Below are 24,162 nucleotides of genomic sequence, written 5' to 3' on the forward strand. Positions count from 1 at the left end.
CGGCGCGGTGTCCGGCGCCCCGGGCCCCCGGCCACGCCGCGACGGTGGGCGGATAGTGCGGGAGGGTGTGGGGGAGGGGTTCTCCTCGTCTCCACGTCCGGGAGGGGCGGTGGGTACAGGTACGACGGGTACGGGCGCGGGCACGGGTACGTCGCGGGAAGCGGACCGCGTGGCCCGCGTAGCCGGTGCGGGACGGCCGCCGCCGCCGCTGCGCTGGGCAGTGGTCCTGGGCTGGCTCGTGGGACCCACCGTGCTCCTGGCGGTCGTCGGGGGGTTCCTCGGCCGGGAGACCCGGCTGGCTCCGTTCCTGGTGGTGGTGCCGGCGCTGGTCGCCGGGCGGGGCACGGTGCGGCAGACCGCCGTCGCGTCCGCGTGGACGACGGTCGTGATCGTCGCGGCTCTCTTCGACGCCGCCGCGGACACGGTCGGCGAGGCGGTGGCGACCGTCGTCTTCGCCCTGGTCTTCAACGGTCTCAGCCTGGCGCGGGTGGCCCAGCGGGTCGGCGACGAGGGTGAGATAGCCCGGCTGCGGTCGGCCGCCGCCGCCCTGCAACGGCAGCTTCTGCGCCCGTTCCCGCTGGTCACCGACCATCTCCTGGTGCACGGCCTGTACCAGCCGGTGGAGGAGGACAGCCGCGTGGGGGGTGACGTCTACGAGGTGGTGGCGTCCCCCTACGGCAGCCGTGTGTTCATCGCCGACGTCCAGGGCAAGGGCCTGCCCGCCATCAGCGCGGCCTTCGCCGTGCTGAGCGCCTTCCGCGAGGCGGCCGTGTCCGAACCCACCCTCACCGGGGTCGTCGACGCCCTGGAGGACGCGGTGCTGCGGCACAACTCCTTCGCGGCGCAGGTCGGCGAGAGCGAGCGGTTCGTGACGGCGCTGGTCCTCGGTGTCGACTCCGGGCAGGAGGTCCAGGCGATCAACTGCGGCCATGTGGCGCCGCTGCTGCTCGACGGCGGGCGCGCCGCTCCGGTGCTCCCCGGCGAGCCCTGCGTCCCCCTCGGTCTCGACGCCCTGACCCCCGCGCCGCGCACCGTCGAGTGGTTCGGGTTCCCCTCCGACGGCACGCTCCTGCTCTGCACGGACGGCGTCACCGAGGCACGCGATCCCTCGGGCGCCTTCTACCCCCTGGAGCAGCGGGCCGCCGGCTGGAGCCAGGTCCGCGCCAGTGAGGTGCCCGCCGTCCTCTACCGGGATCTGCGGCGCCACGCGGCGGGCACGCCCACCGACGACACCGCGCTGCTCGTGCTGCGCCGACGGGCGGACGCGGGCGTGGGCGTGGCGTGAGCTGGAGGGGGGCGTGGCGTGAGCTGGACGCGGGGGCGTCGCGTGAGGCGGACGCGGGGGTGCGTGAGCCGGACGGGGGCGTGGCCTGAGCTGGACGCGGGGGGGGTGTCGCGTGAGGCGGACGCGGGGGTGCGTGAGCCGGACGGGGGCGTCGCCTGAGCTGGACGCGGGGGTCGTGAGCCGGACGCGGAGGGGGCGTCGCGTGAGGCGGACGCGGGGGGCGTCGCACGAGTCGGCGGTACGAGACGGCGTATCGCCCGAGCCGGTGGCACGAGTCGGTCGCACCCCGCGCCGGGGCCGTTCAGTGGGCGGCGCCGCTGTCGGCGCGGCCGCCCGCACCGAGCGGGCCCGTCGGGCGGAAGGGCTCCTCGGCCTCCAGCCGGGGCAGCGCGCGCCGGCACCGGCGGAGCACCAGGGGAGGCAGGGCGGCCCGGGTCACCTGGGCCAGCCGCAGCCAGGCGGGCACGTAGACGGCGGTGCGGCGCCGCTCCACCGCACGGGCCAGGCGCTCCGCGACGGCCTCGACCGGGTGGACGCGCCGGGCGGGCGGCGGCATGTTCGCGCGCAGCTCGCGCAGCACCACGTACCGGTCGGCGTCCCGGATCATGTCGGTGTCGGTCCAGTTCAGGTAGGCGATGCCCACCGCCACCCCGTGGTGGGCCACCTCCGCCCGCAGGGAGTGGGCGAAGGCCTCCACCCCGGCCTTGGAGGCGCAGTAGGCGCTCATCATGGGGGCGGCGCCGATCGACGCGAGTGAGGCGACCTGGAGGAAGTAGCCCTCCGTGCGCAGGAGGTCGGCCAGGAAGGTGCGGGCCGTCAGGGCACTGCCGACGAGGTTCACGTCGACGACCCGGCGCCAGGAGGCCATGTCGGCCGTGGCGAAGGGTCCGCCTTCGGCGATGCCGGCGTTCGCGACGACGGCCGACGGCGGGCCGAGGCGCTCGCGGACCGTGTCGGCCGCCCGCCCGAGGGCCTCCTCGTCGGTGATGTCGGCCTCGACGGCCAGGGCCGGGGCGGGCAGCGCGGCGGCGACGGCCTGAAGTGCCGTTCCCTCGTGGCCGATCAGGGCCAGTCGGGCTCCGCGCCGGGCGAGGGCGTGGGCCTGGGCCGCGCCGAGGCCGCGGGCGGCCCCCGTCACGACGACGGTGCGGTTACGGAGGGGGCTGTCTGCTGCCACGGCTTGCTCCGATCGGTCCCCGCGGGGGCGCCGCGGGGACTCAGGGGGCGGGGGAGGCGGGGGATGTGCGGTCGGGGCCCGGCTCGTCGCCGATGCGGTCGCGGCGGGCGAGGACGCGTTGCATCCGGCTCAGGCCCGGGGCCCGGTGCCGCCGCAGCGCCGCGCGGGCGGCGTTGGCGCCGGGGGCCCCGTGCACGCCCCCGCCCGGATGCGCGCCCGCGGAGGCGAGGTACAGTCCGCGCACCGGCGTCTCGGGGCGTCCGGTGCCGGGCACCGGACGGAAGACGAGCTGCTGGTGGAGGGCGGTGGTGCCGCCGTTGATGGCTCCGCCCCAGAGGTTGGCGTCCAGTTCCTGGAGGGTGGGCGGGGCCAGGACGCGGCGGGCCCGGATCAGCGACCGGAACCCCGGTGCGAACCGTTCGACCTGGCGTTCCACCCGGTCGGCCATCACGTTCCGCTCGCGGTCGTCCCAGGTGCCGGTGAGGCCCTCGTCCCCGGCGTCCGACCTGACGTGGTGGGGCACGTGGGTGTACGCCCAGGCCGATTCCGTGCCGCGCGGGGAGCGGGAGGCGTCCGACGTCGTCATCTGCCCGAACAGCGCGAACGGACGGTCGGGCACCTGGGCCATGGCGATCTGGGCGGCGAAGCGGGTGAGCTCGTCGAGGCCGTCGGCCAGATGGACCGTGCCGGCCTGCGCGGCCCGCTCCGCGCGCCAGGGCACGGGACCGTCCAGGGCCCAGTCGACCTTGAACGTGGCGAAGTCCCACTGGAACCGCCGCAGGTCGGCCAGCAACTGGGAGGGCAGGTGCTCGGGTTCGAGGAGTTCGCCGTAGAGGGCGGGGACGGACACGTCCGCGAGCACGGCGCGCCGCGCGGCCACCGTGTCGCCGTCCGCGGTGCGTACGCCCACGGCCCGGCCGTCCCGGACGAGGATCCGGCCGACCCGCCGCCCGCAGCGCAGGACGCCCCCGCGTGAGCGCAGCCGGTGCACGAGGGCCGCGGTGAGCGCGCCCGCGCCGCCGAGCGGCACGGGGAAGCCGTACGTCTGGCCGAGCATGGACATCAGCCAGCCGAAGCCTCCGCTGCCCGCGGCGTCCGGCGCGAGGTCGGCGTGCAGCGCGCTGCCGGCCAGCAGGAGCCGGCCGCCCTCGCCGCCGAACTCCTCGTCGCCCATGCGCCGCACCGGCAGGACGAGCGTCCGCGCCAGCCGCAGCCCGCCCGCTCCCCGCAGCCGCAGCGCGAGCCGCGTCGTCGCCTTCAGCGGCGGGAAGGGCGTGAACAGCGCGTCGAGGATGTCGGGGCGCAGGCGCTCCCAGACCTCGTGCAGGCTCCGCCAGGCGGCGCCGTCGCCGGGGTGGAAGGCATCGAGGGAGGCAGCGGTGGTGTCGATCCTGCGGTCCAGCACCGCGCACCGGCCGTCGGGCAGCGGATGCGCCAGGACGCGGGGTGCGTGGCTCCACCGCAGGCCGTGGTCCTGCAAGCGCAGCCCGGCCAGTACCGGGGAGGCGGCGGCCAGCGGGTAGAAGGAGCTGAAGAGGTCGTTGACGAAGTCGGGGTCGACGCCCCGGTCGTGGCGCACCCCTCCCCCGGGCTCGGGCTGTTCCTCCAGGACCTCCACGCTCCAGCCGGCGTCGGCCAGCAGGTTGGCCGCCACCAGCCCGTTCGGCCCGGCTCCGATCACGACGGCGTCAGGCATCGCCGCCCCCGCCCGCGGCCCGCCCGGCCGGCTCGGCACCCCGCCCGCCGTCCCCGTCGCGGGCCTCCTCCTCACAGACCCTGGCCAGCCGGGCGAGCATGGCCCGGTGCCGGATCTGGATCAGCGCCTCGACCGCCGCGTTGTGCACCGCACCACCCGCTCCCTGCAACGGGTGCTCGTCCACGATCACCAGGCAGTGCTCGCCCCAGGGCCGCAGTTCGACGGCGATCCGGGCGGTGCCGAGCGCACCCGCCCGGGCCTCCAGTTCGAGGCAGGTGCCCTCCTCGCAGCGCCGTACGACCGTCTCGTTGGTGAGCCGGAGGGGGCCCAGCCGGATCTCGTACCGGATGGCCGCGCCCGTGCGGGGCCACTCTCCGCTCACGGGGTACGAGTCCGACGTCCCCACCACCCAGTCCGCGTACCGACGGCCGTCCGCAAGGACGGCCCACACCGTCGCCGGGTCCGTCTTCACCAGTCGATGCCGCACCGCCACAGCAGCCTCCAGGGTTCAGCGTTCGCTCACCGCCAAGTGCCCACTTGGCGGTGAGCGAACCAGGACGGACAGGGACGGACACGGACGGACACGGACGTCCACGGCGGGTGCCGTGCGCGGCGGGGACGTGCGCGGGCGGCCGGAGAGAACGACGTGGGGCGGCTCAGCCCTCGGCGCGGCACGCCTCCCAGGGCCTCGGCCCCGTGCCGGACCGCCACTCCTCCAGCCCGTCGGCGGCCACGCACACGATGCCGCACTGCTCGGCGTACTCGGCGGCGGGTGCCGTGAAGTCGCTGGTCGTGACGACGACGGCGACATCGGCGGCGTGCACGGTGAAGCAGGTGCCGCCGAAGCGCTGGAGGTCCTGCGATCCGACCTTGTTGCCGTCGGCGTAGCGCTTGCACTGGATGACGACGGTCCGCCCGTCCGGCGCGACCGCCAGGACGTCGGCGCCCAGGTCGCCCGCCCCGCCGACGACCTCCACGTCCGTGCAGCCGTCGCGGGCGCACAGGCCGGCTACCGCCTGTTCGAACTCGGCCGGGTCCAGCTCCTCACCCCAGGTGAGCGGGGTGCCGGGGGGAACGGGGGCGGCGGGCGGCGCGTCCTCGTCCGGGTCGGGCAGCGGGGCTGCCGTCGGCACGGAACCGGTGGCTGCGGGACCGGGCGCGAAGAGGCCGGGTGCGACGGGGGCGGGCGGGGCGGAGGCGGGTGCGGCGGAGGCGGGCGGGGCGGCGTCCAGTGCCTCGGCCGCCGTCTCGGCCGCCTCCTCCAGCGCCTCGGTGGTGCGCCGCACGAGCCGGCGGGCCGACCACCGCCGCCGGCCGCGACGACCCGCGACCACGCCGGCCACCACCAGGAGGAGCACGGCCGCCACCCAGGCGGGGTGCCGCTCCCAGGCGGCCGCCGCGGTGCGGACGGCCATCCCGCCGAGGGTGAGAAGCAGGGCGAGGAAGGCGAAGAAGAAGGCCGTCGACCGCAGATCGAACCGGCGACGGCGCGCGGGACGCGCAGGGAGACCGGACGGCCCGGACGGCCCGGGCGGCACAGGGGGCAGGGGGCGAGTGGGTGCGGTCACGGTGGTACGTCCTCCCCGTCGTCGAAGGCCTCGGTGATGATCACTGAGCCGTGTGCCCGGGTGCGACGGGTTCACCGCGCCGAGCGGGGACGACGATCGGCACCGGGCCGGCTGGTGCACAGCGGGCAGGCTGCGTCGAGCCGGGCCCGGGCGGCGGACAGCGCGGGAGCACCGAGGCGGGGGCGGGGGCCGGGGCAGCGGGCCGCGGGCCGCGGGCAGCGGGCCGCGGGCCTCGGGCAGCGGGCCTCGGGCAGCGGGCCTCGGGCAGCGGGCAGCGGGCCTCGGGCAGCGGGCCTCGGACAGCGGGGAAGCACCGAGCCGGGGTTGCGGACCCCGGGCAGGCAGAAACGAGCCGGGCCGGACCCGCGGCCCAGGCGGCACCGAGCCGAACGACGGCAGCATCGCGGGCCGGACGGGCGGCCCGGTCGGGGCGAGGCGCGCCGGGGCAGGGCGGGGCGAGGCGCGCCAGGGCAGGACGGGCCCGGGCAAGGCGGGGCGGGGCGCCGGGACGGGCCCGGTCGGGACGGCCCCGGGCAAGGGGGGAGGCGGCCCGCGCCAGGACGGGCCCGGCTGGAGCGGGGCGCCGGGGCAGGCTGGGGCAAGGCAAGGCGGGGCGCGCCAGGACGGGCCCGGGCGGGGCGGGCGATGACGGCGATCCGCGCCGCGGCGCAGTCGCGGTGGCGGGCGACGGAGGGCGGGGCAGCGGGTGGCGCGGATTGCGCAGCCCGCGGCGGCCCGCCCGGGCGGGTGGCGCCGCGGCCGCCGGCGCGGACGTCGGCGGGCACGTCGGGCGGTCGCCCGCGGGCGGGAAGGGCGCGGTCCGGAGGCTCCGGGCCCTTCCCGCCCTGCGAGGACGACGGCGGGGACGACGAAGCGGGGACGGGAGGGCTGAGGGCCGACCCGTCAGATCCGTCCACCGGTGAGCCGGGTGAGCGGCCCCTGCGCGGGGCGGCCGGAGCGGCGGCCCACCGCGTAGGAGGCGGCGGTCAGCGCCGTCAGACCCGCCCCCACGCCGGCGGCGACCAGCTTGCGGTGGGCGATGACGGTCCAGGCCGTCCTGGCCGTGGCCGCGACCTGCCCCGAGGTCGCGATGATCGCCTGGCGGCCGGCTTCGACGCCGCGGGCGGCGCTGTGCGCGGCACCCGTCGTCGCCTCCGCGGCACGACCGGCCGCGGACGCCGCCGCCGACGTGGCGCCACCGGCCTTGCTCGCCACCGCTGACGTGGCGTCACCCGTCCTTCCCGCCGCGTCCTTGGCGGCCCGTGAGGCGGGAGCGGTCGCCTTGTCGGCGGTCCGCCGGGCCTTGTCCGCGGTCACCCGCTTCGATGCGGTGTCTTCGTTCGGTTGCCTGTTCGGTTCAGTCATGGACATCGCTTTGCCTCTCCCTCCGCGGGCAAACACGTACGGCCCTCACCGGCCGCCCGGCGTCCCCGCCGCAACGCCGGCGGCCGGTGGCGGCGGGCTTTCGGGGTGGGCGGCCGGCCACCGCGTGGGTAGGGTCACGTCCATGCGCCTCGCCCTCTTCGACCTGGACGGCACCCTGGTCGACCGGACGTCCGCCTTCGCCGACGCGATAGCCGACCTCTGCCACGACCACGGGTACGGACCCGAGATCGAGCGGTGGCTGCTGTCCGAACTCGCCGACCACGCGGAGCGGGGCGACTTCGCCCGGCTGCGCGCCGTGTTCGGGCTGGGCGAGTCCGCCGAGCACCTGTGGCGGGTGTACGTCGACCGCATGGCCGCCGCCGTCACCTGCCGTCCCGCCGTCCTGCACAGCCTGTCCCGCCTGAAGGAGAACGGCTGGAGCGTCGGCGTCGCGACGAACGGGGCCTCCGACATCCAGCGGGCCAAGGTGCGCGCCACCGGCCTCGCCGATCTCCTCGACGGCATCGCGGCCTCCGGCGACATCGACGTCCGCAAACCCGACCCGCGTCTGTTCGAGCTGGCCGCGGCACGCTGCGGCACGCAGCTCTCCGCCGACGACTGGATGACCGGCGACCAGCCGGAGGCCGACATCCGGGGCGGGCACGAAGCGGGCCTGAGGACCATCTGGGTCACCGGCCGGCCCTGGCCCGAGGGGCTCGCCGTGCCGCACCACACCGTGACCGACGTCACCGAGGCTGTCGACCACCTGCTGGCGCACTCCCGGATCCAGACCTGACGGCCGGCCGGCGGCGGCTGTTCCGCTCGCCGGCGCCTCGTCTTCACCCTGGCGCCGCCTCCGCGTCCCCCCGGGCCACCAAGATCACCTTGCTTGTCATGCACGCCATCTCAGCTTGGTACCGAAGCCCGCTACGGAAGGAAGTCGACGTGGCCAGCCCTCTCTGGAGATCGTTCGCGGTATCGGTCGTCACGGCGTCGGTCGCTCTCACCTGCGCGCTGCCCGCGTCCGCCGAGGACGACGAGGCCCTGCCGGCCGTCTCGCCCCGCGTCGAGACCGCGGCCCTCTTCGACGACGAGGAGGGCGGCAACGCGGACGCCGACGATCCCGCGATCTGGCGCAACGCCGCCCGGCCGGAGGAGTCCCTCGTCGTCGCCACCGCGAAGGAGGGCGGCCTGCGGGTCTACGACCTCGACGCGCGCCTCGTGCAGTCGATCGCCGCACCGGCCGGGCCCGGGGCGGAGGACGCGCCGGGCCGCTTCAACAACGTCGACCTCGTGCAGGGCATCCGCCTCTCCACCGGCAAGACCGACCTGGCGGTGACGACCGACCGCGGCAACGACCGTCTCCGGTTCTACAGCATCGCCCCGGGCACGGCCGGCGGCCCGCTCACGGACGTCACCGACCCGGCCGCGGCTCCCGTCTTCTCCGCGGACCAGGCCGAGATCAACGAGCAGCGCACCGCGTACGGCCTCGCCACCTGGACCGACCGGTCCACCGGCCGCAGCTACGCGCTGGTCAGTCAGCGTGAGCGCACCACGATCGCCCTGCTGGAGATCACCGCGACCGCCGGGGGCAAGGTCGGCTACCGCAAGGTCCGCACGCTGGACCTGCCCTCGTCCTTCCGGCTGCCCGACGGCACGTCCTGGTCGCCGTGCGCCGAGCCCGGCGAGCTGCCCCAGGTCGAGGGCATGGTCGTCGACCCGGCGAACGGCACCCTCTACGCCGGGCAGGAGGACGTCGGCATCTGGCGCGTCTCCGCCACCCTCACCGGCACCCCCCGCCTCCTCGACACCGTGCGCGAGTACGGCGTCCCGGGCACGTACGACGAGGCCACCGAGGAGTGCGTGAGCGGCGACGACCCGGGGTACGGCGGCACCCGGCTGACCGCGGACGTCGAGGGTCTGACGCTGGTCACCGAGGCCGACGGGGACGGGTACCTGCTGGCGTCCAGCCAGGGGGACGACACCTTCGCCGCCTACGACCGCGAACCGGGCGAGGCGGGTGAGTACGAGGGCGGCTTCCGTGTCGCCGCCACCGCGGCGGGCCCCGACGGTTCCGAGGAGTGCGACGGCGCGGCGGCGCTCAACGCCCCGCTGGGGGCGAAGTACCCCGACGGTCTGCTCGTCGTCCAGGACGGCCACGACGACGCGGGCGAGGCCACGGACCGCACCGCGACCAACTTCAAGTTCGTGGACCTCGGTGACGTCCTGACCGCGCTGGACGACTGAGCCGTCCGGCATCCTTGCGCGGCGGCGGCCCCTTCTTCGACGGGGCCGCCGCCGTCGTCGTGTTCACCCCCCGCCGCCGGGTCCGGCTCCGCCCTTGAGGCGCTCCAGGTCCGCGGGGCGGACCTGGATGGCCAGGACGGCGACGACCGCCGCGAGCAGCGCGAAGACGGCCGCCGTGACGAAGGCCGCCGAGATCCCCGCGCTGAGCACCTCGTCGGACCAGGGCGCGGGGAGTTCGCCGGTGCGCCGGAAGCTCAGGCGCTCGGCCGGGGTCGCCCGGGCCAGGAAGTCGGGGACCTGCCGCTCCGCCTCATGGGCGCCGGCCGTACCGAACACCGTGACCAGGATGGACAGCCCGAGTGAACCGCCCACCTGCTGGGTGGCGTTGAGCAGGCCGGAGGCCGCTCCGCTCTCCCGCGCGGGAACGTCGGAGAGCGCCATCAGGGTCAGGGACACGAATTCCATGCCCATGCCCAGGCTGAAGAGGAGCATCGGGCCGAGGATGCTGCCCGCGTAGGTGGAGTGGGCGTCGGTCCGGGTCAGCCAGGCGAGGCCGGCCGCGGCGAGGACCGCGCCGGCCACCATGAAGGGCTTGGGGCCGTACGTCGGCAGGAGGCGGGAGGCCAGTCCGGCGCCGGTCGCGATGAGGACACTGACCGGCAGGAACGCGAGCCCGGCCTGCAACGGGCTGAAGCCCAGCACGTTCTGCACGAAGAGCGTGAGGAAGAAGAACATGCCGAACATCGCGGCGGCGAGGCAGAGCATGATGCCGTAGGTGCCCGCGCGGTTGCGGTCGGCGAACATGTGCAGCGGTGTGATCGGCTGCCGGGAACGCCTCTCGACCAGGAGGAACAGCGCCAGGAGGACGACGGCCGCGGCGAAGGAGGCGAGCGTCAGGGCGTCGCTCCAGCCGTCCTGCGCCGCCCGGATGAAGCCGTACACCAGCAGGACCATGCCCGCGGTGGAGGTCATCGCCCCGGCGAGGTCGAAGTGGCCGGGGTGGCGTTCGGACTCCCTGATCCAGCGCGGGGTCGCGAGGACGATGAGCAGGCCGATCGGGACGTTGACGAAGAGGACCCAGCGCCAGTTCAGCCACTCCACGAGCATGCCGCCCGCGAGCAGGCCGATCGCGCCGCCGCCCGCCGACACCGCGGCGAACACCCCGAAGGCGCGGTTGCGTTCGGGTCCCTCGCGGAAGGTCGTGCTGATCAGGGCGAGGGCGGTCGGTGAGGCGATGGCCCCGCCGGCCCCCTGGAGGGCACGCGCGGCCAGGAGTTGGCCGGGGCTCTGGGCGAGGCCGCCGAGCAGGGAGGCGACGACGAACACCAGGACGCCGAAGACGAAGACGCGCCGTCTGCCGAGGATGTCGCCGGCCCGGCCGCCGAGCAGCAGCAGCCCGCCGAAGGCGAGGGTGTAGGCGCTGACCACCCACGACAGACCGGTGGTGGAGAAGTCCAGGTCGCGCTGGATGTGCGGCAGCGCGATGTTCACGATGGTGATGTCCAGGACCACCATGAGCTGGCAGGACGCGATGACCAGCAGGGCCATGGTGCGGCCGCCGCCCGCTCGACGGGTGGAGGCCTCGGTCGCCGAAGTCGGCTGCGGAGAACTGCTCATGACGTGTCGTCCGATCGGGCGGGCCCGCGGGGGCCGGCCGGCGGGAACCTCCGCCGGCGCGCTCGCCACCGTTCGACCGTACGCCCGACGGCGGCCCCCTGACCACTCGATCACCCACGGTCGCACCCCGCGCACCGCACATTACTGAACCGTAACCTACCGACGGGTACCCCCGGTAACCCCGCCCCGGCTACCGTCCTGACAGTTCGTCTAAGAGCACGCGTTCAGCGAACGGCACGGAGCAGCGGTGGACGACCGGGGCTCCGTGCCGAGCGGTCCGTCCTCACCGGGCCGTCAGCCACCCGAGCCGCAGGAAGGCTCGGCCTCCCCTTCTCCCCAGGAGGTCTGCCATGCCCGCTTCCTCCCGTCTGCTCGCCGCCGCCGTCACGGCGGCCGCCTGCATCGGTACGACGGCCGTCCCGGCCGCCGCCGCGGAGCCGACGGACGCCGTGGTGTCGCGCGGGGTCACCATCCCGGCGTTCTACACCCCGCCCGACCAGCTCCCCACGGCCGACGGCACCCTCGTCCGCACCGAGGAGCTGCCCCTCGCCCTGAGCCTGCCGGGCATCGACGGTCCGCTCCCCGGCACGGCGACCCGGCTGATGTACAAGTCCACCGACTCCACCGGCGGGCCCGTGGCCGTCACCGGCGCCTACATCGAACCGACGGCCGCCTGGAAGGGCGGCGGGGCCCGGCCGCTGGTCGCGCTCGCGCCCGGCACCATGGGACAGGGCGACCAGTGCGCCGCCTCCCTCAACCTGGAACGGCCGCTGACGGTCAACGGGCAGACGCTGTCCATCGGTTACGAGAACCTGGCGATCTACCGGCTCCTGGCCCAGGGCGTCGCGGTCGTGGTCACCGACTACGCCGGGCTGGGCTCGACCGACCGGCTGCACACCTACGTCAACCGGGTCGACGAGGCGCACGCCGTGCTGGACGCCGTACGGGCCGCCCGGGCCCTGGACGGGACGTCCCTCACGGACGGCTCCCGGGTCGCGCTGTACGGCTACAGCCAGGGGGGCGGGGCCACGGCGGCCGCCGCCGAGCTCCAGCCCTCGTACGCGCCCGACGTCCCGCTCGCCGGGACCTACGCGGGCGCCGCGCCCGCGGACCTGGTCGCCGTCACGGAGGCGATCGACGGCAGCGACCTGGCCGGCGCGCTCGGCTGGTCGGTCAACGGGTTCCTGCAGACCGACCCCGAGCTCAAGCCCATCGCCGAGGCGCATCTGAGCGAGGACGGCAAGGCGGCGCTGGAGGACCTGTCGACGATGTGCGTGGGCGACGCGCTGCTCGCCTACAACTCGGCCCGCAGCAGCGCCTGGACCACGGACGGCAGCTCCCTCGGCGACATCATCGAGGCGGAACCGGCGCTGAAGGCCTTCCTGGCCGACCAGCGGATCGGCACGCTCGAGCCGGCGTCCCCGGTGCGGGTGGCCACCGGCACCACCGACGACCTGGTGCCGCACGCGCAGGCGCGGGAACTCGCCGTCGACTGGTGCGCCAAGGGAGCCGACGTCACGTACAAGCCCGTCGTGACGCCGCCGCTCGGCCGGGCGCTGCTCAACCACTTCGCCCCGCTCCTCGCCGACCAGGGCGACGCCATCGCCTGGCTCGCCGACCGGCTCGCCGGCAAGCCCGCCGCGTCGAACTGCGCCGCCCTCCCCTTGCTGCCCTGACCCGGCGGACGGGGGACGGGCGGACAGGGGACGGGCGGACAGGGGACGGGCGGACAGGGGACGGGCGGGCGGCGGGCGCGCACGTCGGGCGACCGCCGCCCGCCCGCCGCCGGCGTCCCCGTCCTCCGTCTCTCCCCCCGCCCCCTCCCCCCGTCCCCCGTCCTCGGGGGCGGGCGGGAAAGGCCTAGGGTGGGCCCGTGATCGAGGTGGAGGTCGTGCAGCTGCTGGTGTCGCCGGTGCACCGGCTGTCGGGGCGTCCCGCGGACGGGCCGGCGGACGGTCCGGTCGGTGAGCTGGTGGAGTCGGCGCCGGTCCGCGGCGGTCTCGGACTGGTCGGCGACCGCTACTTCGGCCGCCCGGCGCACCGGGACGCGGCGGTGACCCTGATGTCCGCCGAGAACCTCCCCCTGGACATCAACCCCTCCGCCGACCTGCGGCACACCCGCCGCAACGTCCTGCTGAAGGGCGTCGACATCGACTCCTGCGTCGGCTCGACGATCGTCCTCGACGGAGCGCACGGCGCCGTGACGTTCGCCGTGAACCGCCCCGCGCGGCCCTGCGCGTGGATGGACGTCACCGTCGGCCCGGGTGCCCAGCGGGCCCTGCGCGGCAAGGGCGGGGTGCGGTGCACGCCGTTGTCCGACGGGGTGCTCGCCCTCGGCCGGGCCACGCTCCGCGTCGTGGACGCCGAGGGGCCCGTGCCGCGCTGACCGGCCGTTCCCCGGCCGTCCGCTCACAGCCCGTCGAGCAGGCCCAGGCGGGCGACGATCCGCTTGCCGACCGGTTCGCGCACCACGGTGACGTCCTGGGACACGGCCATCACGATCTCCAAGCCGTGCTGGCCCACCCGCGTCGGGTCCGCGCCGCGCGGCACCGGCAGCCCCGGATCGCTGTCCCACACCGCGATCTCCACCGCGGCACCGTCGATGCACAGGTGCAGCATGACCGGCCCGGGAGCGTGGCGGAGCGCGTTGGTGACCAGCTCGCTCACCACCAACTGCGCCACGTCCAGGGTCCGTGCCGAGACCGGCACCCCGTGCTCGCGCTGCACGCGCGTGAGGAAATCACCCGTCAGATGCCGTGCCCCGGCGATACAGCCGTCCTCGCCGTCGAGGGCCAGCGTCGTCTCGACAGGGCCCGCGTCGGGCCCCGAGGACCTCTCGTCGGGCGGGACTGGTTCCATCCGGACCGCCTTCATTACCCCGTTCATGGCCGCGCGCCTACCCCGGAACCGGTCACCTATGCCTCACGAGCATCACGGGCGCGTCGGCGTGCGCGTACGGGCCGCCCGCGCACGCGTGGGGGGGGCCGCTCGCGCACGCGTGGGGGGCCGTTACGCGCACGCGGGCGGGCGGGGCGGGCGCCGGTCAGCCGATGTGGTACCTGTCGCCGTACACCGCCCAGTCCAGGGGCGGTTCGAGGTCGAGGTTGCCCGCGTGCAGGAAGACGCGCTGCGCGGTGTCGACCCGGCTGGTGTCGCTGTGCGCCTCCTCCTGTCGCATCGCCCGGACCCGGGCGTCGAGGAAGGCGTCCAGGTACGTCGTCTCGTCTCCGCCCCGGGCCGGCGGTTCGGCCCGGGCCAGGGCACGCTCACGGATGGCGCGGAACCCGGCGTCGTCGTCCCCGTCGCCGTGCATGACGAGGGCGTCGAAGTACACGAACTGGCCCAGGGCGCGCAGGCCGTCCTCGGTGGCACGCCGTAGCGCCGGGTCGAAGTAGACGCGGTCGCGTTCGTCGTCCTGGGCCCGCTGGAAGGCGGTGTCCCGGGCGGCCCGGCGCCAGTCCGCCGGGAAGTGGGGGTCGAGACCCGCGTGGGAGTCGGTGCCGTCGACCGAGCGCAGGGCGGGCAGGTACGGGGCGAGGACGTTGCCGGGCTCGCGGTCCGTGTAGAGCTCGACCAGTTCCAGCATGTCGCCGGTGCCGGAGCAGAAGCCGACTATGCCGGCCGTGTATCCCCGGCCGTCGCCGATGTCCTCGACGTACGCGTACTGGGCCCTCCAGTCGAGGGAGGAGTTCTCCGCGCTCGACACCAGTCGCATGGCGATCTCCTTCTTCGCGGGGTCGTCGAGGCCCCCGCCGGCGCGGGGCGCGACGGCGGCCGTGGACGAGGAGATCAGCGGGGACGCCGTCGACGCGGCGAGGAGGGCGAGGGCGGTGCGGCGGGTGGCGGCCGCCAGGTTCCGCGCGGCACGAGGAAGGTGCACCACTAGGGCTCCAGGTGGGGGGACGAATGGGAGGACGGGGGGGGCGGGAGGCTGTGGGCGGAGGCCGGTCGGCGGGGTGCCGGGTCAGCGGGTGCCCGGCTCGTCGCACCGCCAGTCGAAGCGGCGGCCGTCCGCCGGGCGCCGTACGTACCACGCGCGGCCGCCGGGGCCGTAGCGGCCCATCTCCGTCGTCAGCGCGACCTCGTGCCGGTCACCTGGGGCGTGGTCCGTGACGTCCAGCAGCAGGCCGTCGAGCGGTCCGCCCACCAGTTGCGCGTACGCACGGTCCGGGCGGGGGCTCGCGTCGTCGTGGTCGGCGCCGTAGACCCGGCCCCGCATGAAGTCAGCCTCTTCCATGGCGGGCAGTTTCGCACCCACCACTGACAACGACCTGTGAGGCGGGCCGCGCCCGGGGGCGCTCTTCGGCCAGGACATGGCGGAAAGGCGTCGGACACGGGCACGGCGTCGCCCCGCGGGTATCACTTCCCCACACGTCGTGAGGAACGGGGTGGGGGGTGCCGGCCCTGGGGGGACACGGGGGACGGGAAGCACCGGCGGGTGAGTCGTCGCGGGCCCGGCGGCGCCGGGTCGTGCGCGAACTGCGGGCGGCGGGGCGCTACGGCCCCCGGCTGCGCGACGCGCTGCCCGGGCTGGTCATGCTGGTCCTGGTCGTGTGCGGGGCGACCGCGGCGCTCGCGCTGGCGGGCCGCACCGCCGGTGTGTGGGCTCCGGCCCTGGCCGTCGGGGCGCTCGGCGGCGCGGCCGTCGTCGTGGGGCACCGTACCCGGCGGCCGGCCCGGAGGCGGCGCGGCTACTACAGCGCCGAGGAACTGGCCGAGCTGGACCTGCCGGCGCTCGTGCTCGCCGTGGCGCGGATGCTGCGCCGGGACGGGTGGCGGGTGGTGCCGCCACCCGTGCACAGCGCCCCGCACCTGGCCGCGCGGGACGGGCGGGGACGGCTGCTCGACGTGGCGTTCCGGCCGGTGGCCGAGCCGCTGCCGGACGAGGAGACGGCCTGCTCCTGCCGCTCGCGGTCCCGGCCCGCACGGTCCGGGCCCCCGCTGCGGCTCGTCGTGCACCGCGGCTCGTTCACGCACCGGGACGAGGTCTGGGCCGCGCGCCAGGGACACACGTATCTGATCGACGGCGCCCGGCTCCGGCTCTGGGCGTCCGGGACGCCGTTGGCCGAGGTCGCCGGTCTCGGCCGTCCCGAGCCACGCCGTACCTGAGCGGCCGGCCGTCCGGCCCCCGACGCCCGCCGGGATCCGGCCGTTGCGCCCGCGGCCCGCCCTGTGCGCCGATGCCCCGGCCCGCCCGTCCCGCCCGGTGCGCTTGGCCCGCCCGGTGCACCCGGCCCGCCCGGTGCACCCGGTGCGCCCGGTGCGCCCGGTGCGCCCGGTGCGCCCGGTGCGCCCGGTGCGCCCGGTGCGCCCGCGGCACGAACGCTCCGACGCCGGTCCCTCCCCCGCCCGGCGCTGACCCGTTCGAGTGGCCCCGTTCCGCGCATCGTCGTAGCGTCGAGACCTGACCGGGCGGACGACGGGCTGGAGCGGACATGCGCGGACACATCACGAGGACGGCGGCCCTGCTCTGTGCCGCGCTGGGACTCACCGCGGCGATGGGCACGGCGTCGGCCGCGCCCGCCGCGTCGTCCTCCGGGGCGGAACGGGCGGCCCCGCGCCAGACCGCGCTCCCCGTGCTGGTGGACTGCTTCTGGCACCCGCAGAAGCGGCCGGACGCGTACATCCTGGCCTGCGGCGACGGCAACAGTCGCCTGATCCGTCTGAAGTGGGACCACTGGCGGGCGGGCTCCGCCAGGGCCACGGGGGTCAACGTCGTCAACGACTGCAAACCGTACTGCGCCGCGGGCACCTTCCACTCGTACCGGGTCGTCGTACGCCTCGACCGGCCGAGGCCCTGGGAGAAGGATCCGCAGGTGCAGCGCTGGGGACGCATCAGCCTCGAGTACACCGGGGCGCGGCCGGAGGGTTTCTCCAGGGTCATGAGCTACCCCCTGTGGGACTGACGCGGGACTGACGGCGCTTGCGGCCGGCCCGCCGGACGGGCAGGGTTCGGTGCCGTGGCCACTTTGCTGATCGTCCATCACACGCCCTCCCCGAACTGCCAGGCGATGTTCGAGGCCGTCGTCTCCGGCGCGACGGCCCCCGAGATCGAGGGCGTCCGGGTGGTCCGTCGCGCCGCGCTGGCCGCGACGGCCTCCGACGTCCTGGCCGCCGACGGCTACCTGCTCGGCACCCCGGCCAACCTCGGCTACATGTCGGGTGCCCTCAAGCACTTCTTCGACCAGGTGTACTACCCCTGCCTCGACACCACCCGCGGCCGCCCCTTCGCCTACTACGTGCACGGCGGCAACGACGTCACGGGCGCGGTCCGCGGCATCGAGGCCGTCACGACGGGCCTGGGCTGGCGGCGCGCCGCCGAGCCCGTGACGGTCACCGGGGAGCCCGGCAAGGCGGACCTCGAGGCCTGCTGGGAACTGGGCGCCACGACGGCCGCGGGCCTGATGGACTGACGACCGGACACTGACGACCGGACACCGACGACCGGACACACCTGCACCGGCACATCAACTCCCTGATGTGCGTGCCGAGTTGAAGCTGCCGTCACGGCTCCGCACCGACGGCCTCACCCACAACCGCACCCCGCCCACCGGTCAGAAAACGACAAGGATCTTCACTTTTCGAGCACACTTGCCCCAGTTCCGGAACCCGCCCCCTTCACGGGTGACCCGCTCCGTACCGTTCCGGGCACGAGCGGGGCCGGAGGAACCCGGGCCCGCGCAACCGGCAGGAGGAGCGCCGTGGCGAATGTGGAGATCTCCCTCAAGGAGATGATGACCGCGATCGAGGGGGCGCTGGGCGCGGCGGTCGTGGACTACACCAGCGGTATGGCGCTGGGCACGCTCGGCGGCGGCAAGGACCTGGACCTGTCCATCGCCGCCGCGGGCAACACCGACGTGGTCCGCGCGAAGGTCCGCACGATGGAGCACCTCGGCCTGACCGGAGAGATCGAGGACATCCTCATCACGCTCGGCAGCCAGTACCACATCATCCGCCTGGTCGGGAGCCGCCGGAGCACCGGCCTGTTCGTCTACCTCGTCCTGGACCGCGCCCGGTCCAACCTGGCCATGGCCCGGCACCAGCTCAAGCGGATCGAGGCGCAGCTCGAGGTGTAGCGGCACCGGCGGCAGGCGGCTTCGCACGCCCGCGAGTTGCGGTCTTCTTCAACTCGACACATCCACATCCGTGCATCACCGGGGCGTGCGGGGCCCGCGATCGCCAGGATCGTGACGGACGCGGAACGACGCATCACAGGACGCACAACCCGCAGGACGCACAACCCGCAGAGCGCACAACCCGCAGAGCGCACAACCCGCAGAGCGCAGGACGCAGGACCCGAAAGCGGCAGGGAGCGAGCGATCGACCATGCAGGTTCCCCTCTACCAGGCCAAGGCCGAGTTCTTCCGCATGCTCGGGCACCCCGTGCGCATCAGGGTCCTCGAACTGCTCCAGGGCGGCCCCGTCGCCGTGCGGGACCTGCTCACCGAGATCGAGATCGAACCGTCCAGCCTGTCGCAGCAGTTGGCGGTGTTGCGCCGCTCCGGGATCGTGGTGTCGATCCGGGAGGGTTCGACGGTCAGCTACGCGCTCGCCGGCGGTGACGTGGCCGAACTGCTGCGCGCGGCCCGTCGCATCCTGACCGAACTGCTCGCGGGGCGCAATGAGTTGCTGGCCGAGCTGCGCCAGACCGAGCCGCCCGCGCGATCCGGGCCCGCGCACCCGAAGCCGGCCCCCGAACAGGGGCCGCCCGCACGCCCCGAGGCCCCGCTCCCCGTGCCGCTGCCCGTCCCGCAGGGCGGTCCGGGAGGGGGGTGACGGGCACCGCCGCGCGCTCACAGGTCCGCTTCAGGTCCGTCGTGGAGGTTGGACCGCATGCACGGACACAGACCACGTACTCCCGAAGCCGAGCGCAGCAGGCGCTGGTTCATGAACAAGGCGCTGCTCGTCGGCGGTGCCGCCGCGGTGGCCACGATGACCGGCTGCTCCTCGGAGTCCTCCGGTACCGCGGCCTCCGCCTCCGGCGCTCCGAGCGGTATGCCGTCGGGAGGCCCGGGCGGCATGGGGCCGGGGGCGAGTGAGGTGAAGTACGCCGACTTCGTGGGTGTCACCACCGACGGCAAGGTCGTCGACGACCTGTACTCCATCCACTCCACCGGCGTCTCCACGGACGCGCTCGTCAAGGCCGCGCAGGCCTTCCTCGACGGTCTGTCGACGGCGCAGCGGCGGTCCACCCTGTACGACATCAAGGCCGACGAATGGCTCGCCTGGAGCAATGTCGACGGGTACGAGCGCAAGGGCGCCCGCATGGGGGACCTCACGGAGAAGCAGCGCGACCTCGGGTACGCGCTGCTGGGAACCGCCCTGTCGGCGAAGGGCCTCACCCAGACCCGCAACATCATGAAGCTCAACGCGTTCCTGGGCGACTACAACGGCGGAGGCAAGGAGACCCTCACCGAGGGCCACTACTTCTTCACCGTGATGGGCACCCCCTCGACGACCGAGCCCTGGGGCTTCCAGTACGAGGGCCACCACGTGGCCATCAACTACTTCGTCCTCGGCGACCAGGTCGTCATGACGCCGACGTTCATGGGCTCCGAGCCGACCTCGGCCACCTACAACGGCGAGAAGATCACCCTCTTCAAGCCGGAGACCACGGCCGGTCTGGCGCTGCTGCGGTCCCTGACCTCGGCGCAGCGCAAGAAGGTGATCTCCACCGACGAGAAGGGCGGCACCGACATGGTGGCCGGGGCCGGCCAGGACAACCTGAAGCTGGCCTACCAGGGCCTCGCCGCCAAGGAGTTCACCTCCGCCCAGCGGCAGAAGCTGCTCGACCTGGTCGGTGTCTACGTCGGCTACATGGACGACGGGCACGCCACCGTGAAGCTGAAGGAGGTGGAGGACCACCTCGACGACACGTACTTCTACTGGATCGGCGAGACCGAGGACTCCTCCGCGTTCTACTACCGGGTGCACAGCCCCGTCGTGCTCATCGAGTACGACGCCCAGTCCCCGCTGGCCTACGGCGAGAACGCCCAGATGGGCGGCGGCGGTGGCGCCCCCAGCGGCCAGCCCACCGGCCAGCCCACCGGCATGCCCAGCGGCGGCCCGGGCGGCGGCGGCATGGGCGGCGGAACCCCCACCCAGCAGCACATCCACACCATCATCCGCACGCCCAACGGCGGGGACTACGGGGTGGACCTGCTGAAGCTGCACCTGGAGAACGACCACTGAACCGGCCCTCCGCGGCCGGACCCGGGGCCCGGACGCCGTGATCTCCTCACGGTGTCCGGGCCCCGCGGCCTGTGCGCGTCAGCCGCCGCTCAGGCGGGCGCGCAGCAGGTCCTTGCCCAGTTCGGCGCCCTTGCGGCTGTCCGCCTGGGCCTTGCGGAACAGGTCCGCGATCTCGGTGTCCTTGTCGCGCTCGGCGTCCTGGATGTAGGTCTCCAGGCGCAGCGCGTTGTTCAGACACGCCTCCACGTACCAGATGAGGTTGTAGTCCTTGTCCCGCGTGCCGGTCACGTCGCCGGTCTCGGTGCCACTGGCCATGCGAGTCTCCTTCCAGCGTGGTCCTCGACATCTCGCCGATCCGGTCGCCGGGTACCCGTCGCCCCCGCGGGCACACCGGACCATGCGCCACCACGTTGCCCGGCCACCCGCCACCACGTTGCCCGGCCACCCGCCCACCACGCTGCCCGGCCACCCGCCACCGCGCTGCTCGCCGGCCCGGCCGAACAAGGACGCGGAACCCGAACGAAACACCCGTAACGCCACGACCCGCCACCCCTTCCGCCCCGTAGAAATATCTACCAGCATGCAGGTGCCGCGTCGGCGTGCGGCCGACGGCGGCCCGAGAACGGTGTGCCGCGCGCCCTCGTGCGCCGGCCCGGGCGAAGTGCTGTGGAGCCGGACATGAGCGATGCGATGTGGGCGCGGGGCGTGGAGTGGCTCGCCGCCGCCGCGAGGGACCCCAGGGCCTGCAAACGGGACTGGGACCAGGGCAGCGGGATCGTCCTGCTGGAGGCGGGGCGCTACTGGGACGTGCTCAGCGTCCCGGGCCATCTGGGCCTGCTGACCCTGGACCTGCTGTGGCAGCCGTCGCTGCCGGTCCCGGGGCCGACCCTCGTGGACACCGCCGCCCACCGGGTGGGCTTCTTCCTGCCGCCCGAGCCCGGCAGCCGGTGGATCGGCGCCGGGGTGCGGCACGCGGGCCGCGGCTCCTGGATCGCGGTGCCTCCGCCGTACCGGTCCGCGCGGTCCCTGGAGTGGCTCGTGCCGCCGGACGGCACCGGCGCGCTGCACGCCCCCGCCACACTGGAACTGGCCCTGCGTCAGGCCAACGCCTCCCTCGCCGTCCTGACCCCGCCGAACGGGGCGTGAGCGCCCGGAGCGCGGCCGTCCGGCGGGAGGCCCGTACCCCTCCCCGTACCCTTCTCGCCACCCATGTCCCCATGGGACACAAGTCCCGGGGGGACTCATGTCCCATGGGGACACCAAGGTGTACTCTCGGAGGCATGAAGGCAACGGAGCCCCCGACCGCGCCGGCCGCCGGGACCCCCGAGGACCGGCGGCAGCGCAAGGCGCGCCAGACCCGGGACGCCCTGGCCACTGCCGCGATCGACCTGATACTGGAGCACGGCCTGACGGGCACCACGGTGGAGGCGATCGCGGAGCGCGCGGACGTGACACGCCGCACCTTCAGCCGGCACTTCACCGGCAAGGAGGACGCCGCCCTCGACTTCGTGCGCGGCGACGGCGACCGCATCAACGCGCTGCTGCGCGCCCGGCCCGCCGGTGAACCCCCGCTGCTCGCCTACCGCCGCGCGGTGCGCGCCTGGCTGGCCGACCGCGAGCACCCGGCCTGGCACGTGCGGCCGCGCATGCGGCGGCTGCTCGCCCTGGTGGACCGCGAGCCCGCCCTGTTCGCCGCGTACGAACGCATCCGGGTCGACGCCCAGGAGGAGTCGATCCGCATCCTCGCCGACCGGCTCGGCACCGACGACGTCCAGGACGTCCGTCCGGCCGTCGTGGTCGACGCCGCCGCCGGCGTCCTGACCGCCGCGCTGCGCCTCTGGGCGCGCGGCGCGGACCACGACTCGGGAGCCGCAGACCTGGCCGCCCTGGTGGAGCGGGCCTACGACGCCCTGATCGGGGAGGCCGCGTCCGCGGGCTCCCCCGGCACTACCGACAAGTGAGAGCACCATGAGCACCACCCCCGTCACCGACTACGCCTCCGAGTTCTCCGGCCGGACCGCGCTGGTCACCGGCGCCGCGTCCGGCATCGGTCTGGCCACCGCCCGCCGCCTGGGTGCCGGCGGCGCCCACGTCGTCATCGCCGACTTCAACGCGCAGGGCGCCGAGAAGGCCGCCGCCGAGCTGACCGCCGAGGGCCTGTCCGCCGCCGCCGTCGAGCTGGACGTCACCCGCCCCGCCTCCGTCGAGGCGGCCGTGCGGTTCGCCGTCGACACCTTCGGCGGCCTGGACCTGGCCGTGAACAACGCCGGCATCGGCGGCCCGAGCGCGCCGACGGGCGAGTACGACATCGACGCGTACGACCGTGTCGTGCGCACCAACCTCGACGGCGTCTTCTACTCGATGCGCTACGAGCTGCCCGTCATCGAGGCCGGCGGCAGGGGCGGCGCGATCGTGAACGTGGCCTCCGTCCTCGGCTCGGTGGCCTTCGCCGGCTCCCCCGCGTACGTCGCCGCCAAGCACGGCGTGGTGGGCCTGACCAAGTCGGCCGCCGCCGAGTACGCGGCGCGCGGCATCCGCGTCAACGCGGTCGGCCCCGGCTTCATCGAGACGCCCCTGCTGCGGGAGATGGACCAGGCCGCCTACGACGGCCTGGTGGGCCTGCACCCGGCCGGCCGCCTGGGCCGCTCCGAGGAGGTCGCCGAGCTGATCGTCTTCCTGCTGTCGGACCGCGCCTCGTTCGTGGCCGGCAGCTACCACCTGGTCGACGGCGCCTACACGGCCGTCTGAGCGCGGAAAGGGAATCAGGTCATGAAGGCACTGCAGTACCGCGCCATCGGCGCGCCGCCCGAGGTCGTCACCGTCCCCGACCCCGAACCCGGGCCGGGACAGGTCCTGTTGAAGGTCACGGCGGCCGGGGTGTGCCACTCCGACATCGCGGTGATGAGCTGGCCCGCGGAGGGCTTCCCGTACGAACTGCCGCTCACCCTCGGCCACGAGGGCGTCGGCACGGTCGCCGCGCTGGGCGCGGGGGTCACCGGGGTGCGCGAGGGCGACGCGGTCGCCGTGTACGGGCCCTGGGGCTGCGGGACGTGCGTCAAGTGCGCGGAGGGCAAGGAGAACTACTGCCTGCGCGCCGACGAACTCGGCATCCGGCCGCCCGGACTGGGCGCGCCGGGCGCAATGGCCGAATACATGCTGGTGGACGACCCCCGGCACCTGGTGCCCCTGGACGGTCTCGACCCGGTGGCGGCGGTTCCGCTGACCGACGCGGGACTCACGCCGTACCACGCGATCAAGCGTGCCCTGCCCCGGCTGGTGCCGGGCTCGGCGGCGGTCGTCATCGGCACGGGCGGCCTCGGGCACGTCGCCATCCAGTTGCTGCGGGCGCTGACCCCGGCGCGGGTGATCGCGCTCGACGTGAGCGAGGACAAGCTGCGGCTCGCCCGGGAGGTGGGCGCGCACGACGCGGTGCTGTCGGACGCCGCCGCGGCGGACGCGGTGCGCGCGCTCACCGGCGGCCTCGGCGCGCAGGCCGTCTTCGACTTCGTCGGCGCGCCGGCGACGGTGGCGACGGCGGGAGCGGTCGCGGCCGTCGAGGGCGAGGTGGCGATCGTCGGCATCGGCGGCGGCACCCTGCCGGTGGGTTTCGGCCGGCTGCCCTTCGAGGTGTCGGTCCACGCGCCGTACTGGGGCAGCCGGGGCGAACTGTCGGAGGTGCTCGCGCTGGCCCGGGCCGGTGCGGTCTTTGTGCACACCGAGACCTTCTCCCTCGACGAGGCCCCGCTCGCCTACGAGCGGCTGCACCACGGAAAGATCAACGGGCGTGCGGTGATCCTGCCGAACGGCTGATCGGCCCGGGCCCGCCCTCTCGGGGAACCTCCGGGACCGGAAGGGCAGTCGGAGCGGGCAGACCAACTCGCTTGTGGGGCAAGGCAATTCAGACAGTCGACGCAGAAGCGATCAGATTCCGAGCACTTTCGGAGCGAAGTACCGCTCCACCGTGCGAGACCGATCAATGACGGTGTGTACTGTGCTGCGGGTGCCCGGTCCGATC

Annotated in this window: 25 protein-coding genes; 15 read left to right on the forward strand and 10 right to left on the reverse strand. The window is 74.8% G+C overall.

Going from position 1 to position 24,162, the window contains the following annotated elements; translation table 11 throughout:
• Nucleotides 1-169 precede the first annotated feature (169 nt).
• Complete coding sequence (locus tag ACIP67_RS24785; protein ID WP_401694668.1) at nt 170-1,285, forward strand: PP2C family protein-serine/threonine phosphatase; 1,116 nt, start codon at nt 170-172, stop codon at nt 1,283-1,285.
• A gap of 301 nt (nt 1,286-1,586) precedes the next feature.
• On the opposite strand, the gene ACIP67_RS24790 is transcribed toward ACIP67_RS24785, so the two are convergent.
• The 5 genes from ACIP67_RS24790 to ACIP67_RS24810 all read right to left on the reverse strand — a co-directional run bounded on the left by ACIP67_RS24790 (nt 1,587) and on the right by ACIP67_RS24810 (nt 7,097).
• The gene (locus ACIP67_RS24790; RefSeq protein ID WP_401694670.1) at nt 1,587-2,462 is read right to left on the reverse strand and encodes an SDR family oxidoreductase; all 876 of its coding nucleotides are present in this window, start codon (nt 2,460-2,462) and stop codon (nt 1,587-1,589) included.
• A 40-nt stretch (nt 2,463-2,502) separates the two neighbouring features.
• A complete protein-coding gene (locus ACIP67_RS24795) occupies nt 2,503-4,158 on the reverse strand; it encodes a phytoene desaturase family protein (RefSeq protein WP_401694672.1) in 1,656 nt (551 codons plus the stop codon).
• A complete protein-coding gene (locus ACIP67_RS24800) occupies nt 4,151-4,651 on the reverse strand; it encodes an SRPBCC family protein (protein WP_401694674.1) in 501 nt (166 codons plus the stop codon). Before ACIP67_RS24800 ends, ACIP67_RS24795 begins: the two co-directional genes overlap by 8 nt.
• 163 nt (nt 4,652-4,814) lie before the next feature.
• On the reverse strand, nt 4,815-5,726 hold the full coding sequence (locus ACIP67_RS24805) for a restriction endonuclease (RefSeq protein WP_401694676.1): 912 nt from the start codon (nt 5,724-5,726) through the stop codon (nt 4,815-4,817).
• 903 nt (nt 5,727-6,629) lie between these two features.
• Entirely contained in the window at nt 6,630-7,097 is a 468-nt protein-coding gene (locus ACIP67_RS24810; RefSeq protein WP_401694677.1) for a hypothetical protein, read from the reverse strand.
• A 136-nt stretch (nt 7,098-7,233) separates the two neighbouring features.
• Between ACIP67_RS24810 and ACIP67_RS24815 the strand changes: the two genes are divergently transcribed.
• A complete protein-coding gene (locus ACIP67_RS24815) occupies nt 7,234-7,887 on the forward strand; it encodes an HAD family hydrolase (protein ID WP_401694679.1) in 654 nt (217 codons plus the stop codon).
• A 149-nt stretch (nt 7,888-8,036) separates the two neighbouring features.
• On the forward strand, nt 8,037-9,338 hold the full coding sequence (locus tag ACIP67_RS24820; RefSeq protein WP_401694681.1) for a phytase: 1,302 nt from the start codon (nt 8,037-8,039) through the stop codon (nt 9,336-9,338).
• Nucleotides 9,339-9,401: 63 nt separating this feature from the next.
• Here the strand turns inward: ACIP67_RS24820 and ACIP67_RS24825 are convergent, their stop codons facing one another.
• On the reverse strand, nt 9,402-10,955 hold the full coding sequence (locus ACIP67_RS24825; protein ID WP_401694683.1) for an MFS transporter: 1,554 nt from the start codon (nt 10,953-10,955) through the stop codon (nt 9,402-9,404).
• Between the two features lie 350 nt (nt 10,956-11,305).
• Between ACIP67_RS24825 and ACIP67_RS24830 the strand changes: the two genes are divergently transcribed.
• The gene (locus ACIP67_RS24830; RefSeq protein ID WP_401694685.1) at nt 11,306-12,631 is read left to right on the forward strand and encodes an alpha/beta fold hydrolase; all 1,326 of its coding nucleotides are present in this window, start codon (nt 11,306-11,308) and stop codon (nt 12,629-12,631) included.
• A gap of 197 nt (nt 12,632-12,828) precedes the next feature.
• Nucleotides 12,829-13,341, forward strand: coding sequence for a molybdenum cofactor biosysynthesis protein (locus tag ACIP67_RS24835; protein WP_401694687.1), 513 nt, complete (start codon nt 12,829-12,831; stop codon nt 13,339-13,341).
• Nucleotides 13,342-13,364: 23 nt separating this feature from the next.
• Here the strand turns inward: ACIP67_RS24835 and ACIP67_RS24840 are convergent, their stop codons facing one another.
• From ACIP67_RS24840 to ACIP67_RS24850, 3 genes are all read right to left on the reverse strand, one after another.
• Nucleotides 13,365-13,814: an ATP-binding protein gene (locus ACIP67_RS24840; RefSeq protein WP_401694689.1), complete on the reverse strand. Its 450-nt coding sequence runs from the start codon at nt 13,812-13,814 to the stop codon at nt 13,365-13,367.
• 184 nt (nt 13,815-13,998) lie between these two features.
• A complete protein-coding gene (locus ACIP67_RS24845; RefSeq protein ID WP_401694692.1) occupies nt 13,999-14,838 on the reverse strand; it encodes a chitosanase in 840 nt (279 codons plus the stop codon).
• 81 nt (nt 14,839-14,919) lie between these two features.
• A complete protein-coding gene (locus tag ACIP67_RS24850) occupies nt 14,920-15,192 on the reverse strand; it encodes a hypothetical protein (RefSeq protein WP_401694694.1) in 273 nt (90 codons plus the stop codon).
• A 233-nt stretch (nt 15,193-15,425) separates the two neighbouring features.
• Here ACIP67_RS24850 and ACIP67_RS24855 point away from each other — a divergent pair, with 233 nt between their 5' ends.
• The 6 genes from ACIP67_RS24855 (at nt 15,426) to ACIP67_RS24880 (ending at nt 20,147) form a co-directional block, all read left to right on the forward strand.
• Nucleotides 15,426-16,064, forward strand: a complete 639-nt coding sequence (locus ACIP67_RS24855) for a hypothetical protein (RefSeq protein ID WP_401694696.1) — start codon at nt 15,426-15,428, stop codon at nt 16,062-16,064.
• 326 nt (nt 16,065-16,390) lie between these two features.
• Nucleotides 16,391-16,861 (forward strand): hypothetical protein, encoded by a 471-nt coding sequence (locus ACIP67_RS24860; protein WP_401694698.1) that lies wholly within the window; start codon nt 16,391-16,393, stop codon nt 16,859-16,861.
• Nucleotides 16,862-16,915: 54 nt separating this feature from the next.
• Nucleotides 16,916-17,368: a flavodoxin family protein gene (locus ACIP67_RS24865; RefSeq protein ID WP_389523562.1), complete on the forward strand. Its 453-nt coding sequence runs from the start codon at nt 16,916-16,918 to the stop codon at nt 17,366-17,368.
• A gap of 288 nt (nt 17,369-17,656) precedes the next feature.
• Nucleotides 17,657-18,031 carry a hypothetical protein gene (locus ACIP67_RS24870; protein ID WP_389523565.1) on the forward strand — a complete coding sequence of 125 codons (375 nt, stop codon included), beginning with the start codon at nt 17,657-17,659 and terminating at the stop codon, nt 18,029-18,031.
• A gap of 250 nt (nt 18,032-18,281) precedes the next feature.
• Complete coding sequence (locus ACIP67_RS24875) at nt 18,282-18,731, forward strand: ArsR/SmtB family transcription factor (protein WP_401694700.1); 450 nt, start codon at nt 18,282-18,284, stop codon at nt 18,729-18,731.
• A gap of 57 nt (nt 18,732-18,788) precedes the next feature.
• Entirely contained in the window at nt 18,789-20,147 is a 1,359-nt protein-coding gene (locus tag ACIP67_RS24880) for a DUF3500 domain-containing protein (protein WP_401694702.1), read from the forward strand.
• Nucleotides 20,148-20,225: 78 nt separating this feature from the next.
• Here the strand turns inward: ACIP67_RS24880 and ACIP67_RS24885 are convergent, their stop codons facing one another.
• A complete protein-coding gene (locus ACIP67_RS24885; RefSeq protein ID WP_389523572.1) occupies nt 20,226-20,462 on the reverse strand; it encodes a hypothetical protein in 237 nt (78 codons plus the stop codon).
• A 363-nt stretch (nt 20,463-20,825) separates the two neighbouring features.
• On the opposite strand from ACIP67_RS24885, the gene ACIP67_RS24890 reads away from it, so the two are divergent.
• The 4 genes from ACIP67_RS24890 (at nt 20,826) to ACIP67_RS24905 (ending at nt 23,957) form a co-directional block, all read left to right on the forward strand.
• Nucleotides 20,826-21,293: a hypothetical protein gene (locus ACIP67_RS24890; protein ID WP_401694704.1), complete on the forward strand. Its 468-nt coding sequence runs from the start codon at nt 20,826-20,828 to the stop codon at nt 21,291-21,293.
• Nucleotides 21,294-21,427: 134 nt separating this feature from the next.
• A complete protein-coding gene (locus ACIP67_RS24895) occupies nt 21,428-22,108 on the forward strand; it encodes a TetR/AcrR family transcriptional regulator (protein WP_401694706.1) in 681 nt (226 codons plus the stop codon).
• A 7-nt stretch (nt 22,109-22,115) separates the two neighbouring features.
• A complete protein-coding gene (locus ACIP67_RS24900; protein ID WP_401694708.1) occupies nt 22,116-22,895 on the forward strand; it encodes an SDR family NAD(P)-dependent oxidoreductase in 780 nt (259 codons plus the stop codon).
• Nucleotides 22,896-22,916: 21 nt separating this feature from the next.
• Nucleotides 22,917-23,957, forward strand: a complete 1,041-nt coding sequence (locus ACIP67_RS24905) for an NAD(P)-dependent alcohol dehydrogenase (RefSeq protein ID WP_401694710.1) — start codon at nt 22,917-22,919, stop codon at nt 23,955-23,957.
• The last annotated feature ends 205 nt before the right edge of the window (nt 23,958-24,162 follow it).

The sequence above is a fragment of the Streptomyces sp. NPDC088812 genome (assembly GCF_044750285.1).
GTDB lineage: Bacteria > Actinomycetota > Actinomycetes > Streptomycetales > Streptomycetaceae > Streptomyces.

Coding starts and splice junctions, on each gene's coding strand:
- ACIP67_RS24795 (WP_401694672.1), bottom strand. CDS start 4,158: ATGCCTGACGCCGTCGTGATCGGAGCCGGGCCGAACGGGCTGGTGGCG.
- ACIP67_RS24900 (WP_401694708.1), top strand. CDS start 22,116: ATGAGCACCACCCCCGTCACCGACTACGCCTCCGAGTTCTCCGGCCGG.
- ACIP67_RS24810 (WP_401694677.1), bottom strand. CDS start 7,097: ATGTCCATGACTGAACCGAACAGGCAACCGAACGAAGACACCGCATCG.
- ACIP67_RS24850 (WP_401694694.1), bottom strand. CDS start 15,192: ATGGAAGAGGCTGACTTCATGCGGGGCCGGGTCTACGGCGCCGACCAC.
- ACIP67_RS24890 (WP_401694704.1), top strand. CDS start 20,826: ATGAGCGATGCGATGTGGGCGCGGGGCGTGGAGTGGCTCGCCGCCGCC.
- ACIP67_RS24815 (WP_401694679.1), top strand. CDS start 7,234: ATGCGCCTCGCCCTCTTCGACCTGGACGGCACCCTGGTCGACCGGACG.
- ACIP67_RS24885 (WP_389523572.1), bottom strand. CDS start 20,462: ATGGCCAGTGGCACCGAGACCGGCGACGTGACCGGCACGCGGGACAAG.
- ACIP67_RS24860 (WP_401694698.1), top strand. CDS start 16,391: ATGCGCGGACACATCACGAGGACGGCGGCCCTGCTCTGTGCCGCGCTG.
- ACIP67_RS24830 (WP_401694685.1), top strand. CDS start 11,306: ATGCCCGCTTCCTCCCGTCTGCTCGCCGCCGCCGTCACGGCGGCCGCC.
- ACIP67_RS24875 (WP_401694700.1), top strand. CDS start 18,282: ATGCAGGTTCCCCTCTACCAGGCCAAGGCCGAGTTCTTCCGCATGCTC.
- ACIP67_RS24895 (WP_401694706.1), top strand. CDS start 21,428: ATGAAGGCAACGGAGCCCCCGACCGCGCCGGCCGCCGGGACCCCCGAG.
- ACIP67_RS24880 (WP_401694702.1), top strand. CDS start 18,789: ATGCACGGACACAGACCACGTACTCCCGAAGCCGAGCGCAGCAGGCGC.
- ACIP67_RS24825 (WP_401694683.1), bottom strand. CDS start 10,955: ATGAGCAGTTCTCCGCAGCCGACTTCGGCGACCGAGGCCTCCACCCGT.
- ACIP67_RS24840 (WP_401694689.1), bottom strand. CDS start 13,814: ATGGAACCAGTCCCGCCCGACGAGAGGTCCTCGGGGCCCGACGCGGGC.
- ACIP67_RS24905 (WP_401694710.1), top strand. CDS start 22,917: ATGAAGGCACTGCAGTACCGCGCCATCGGCGCGCCGCCCGAGGTCGTC.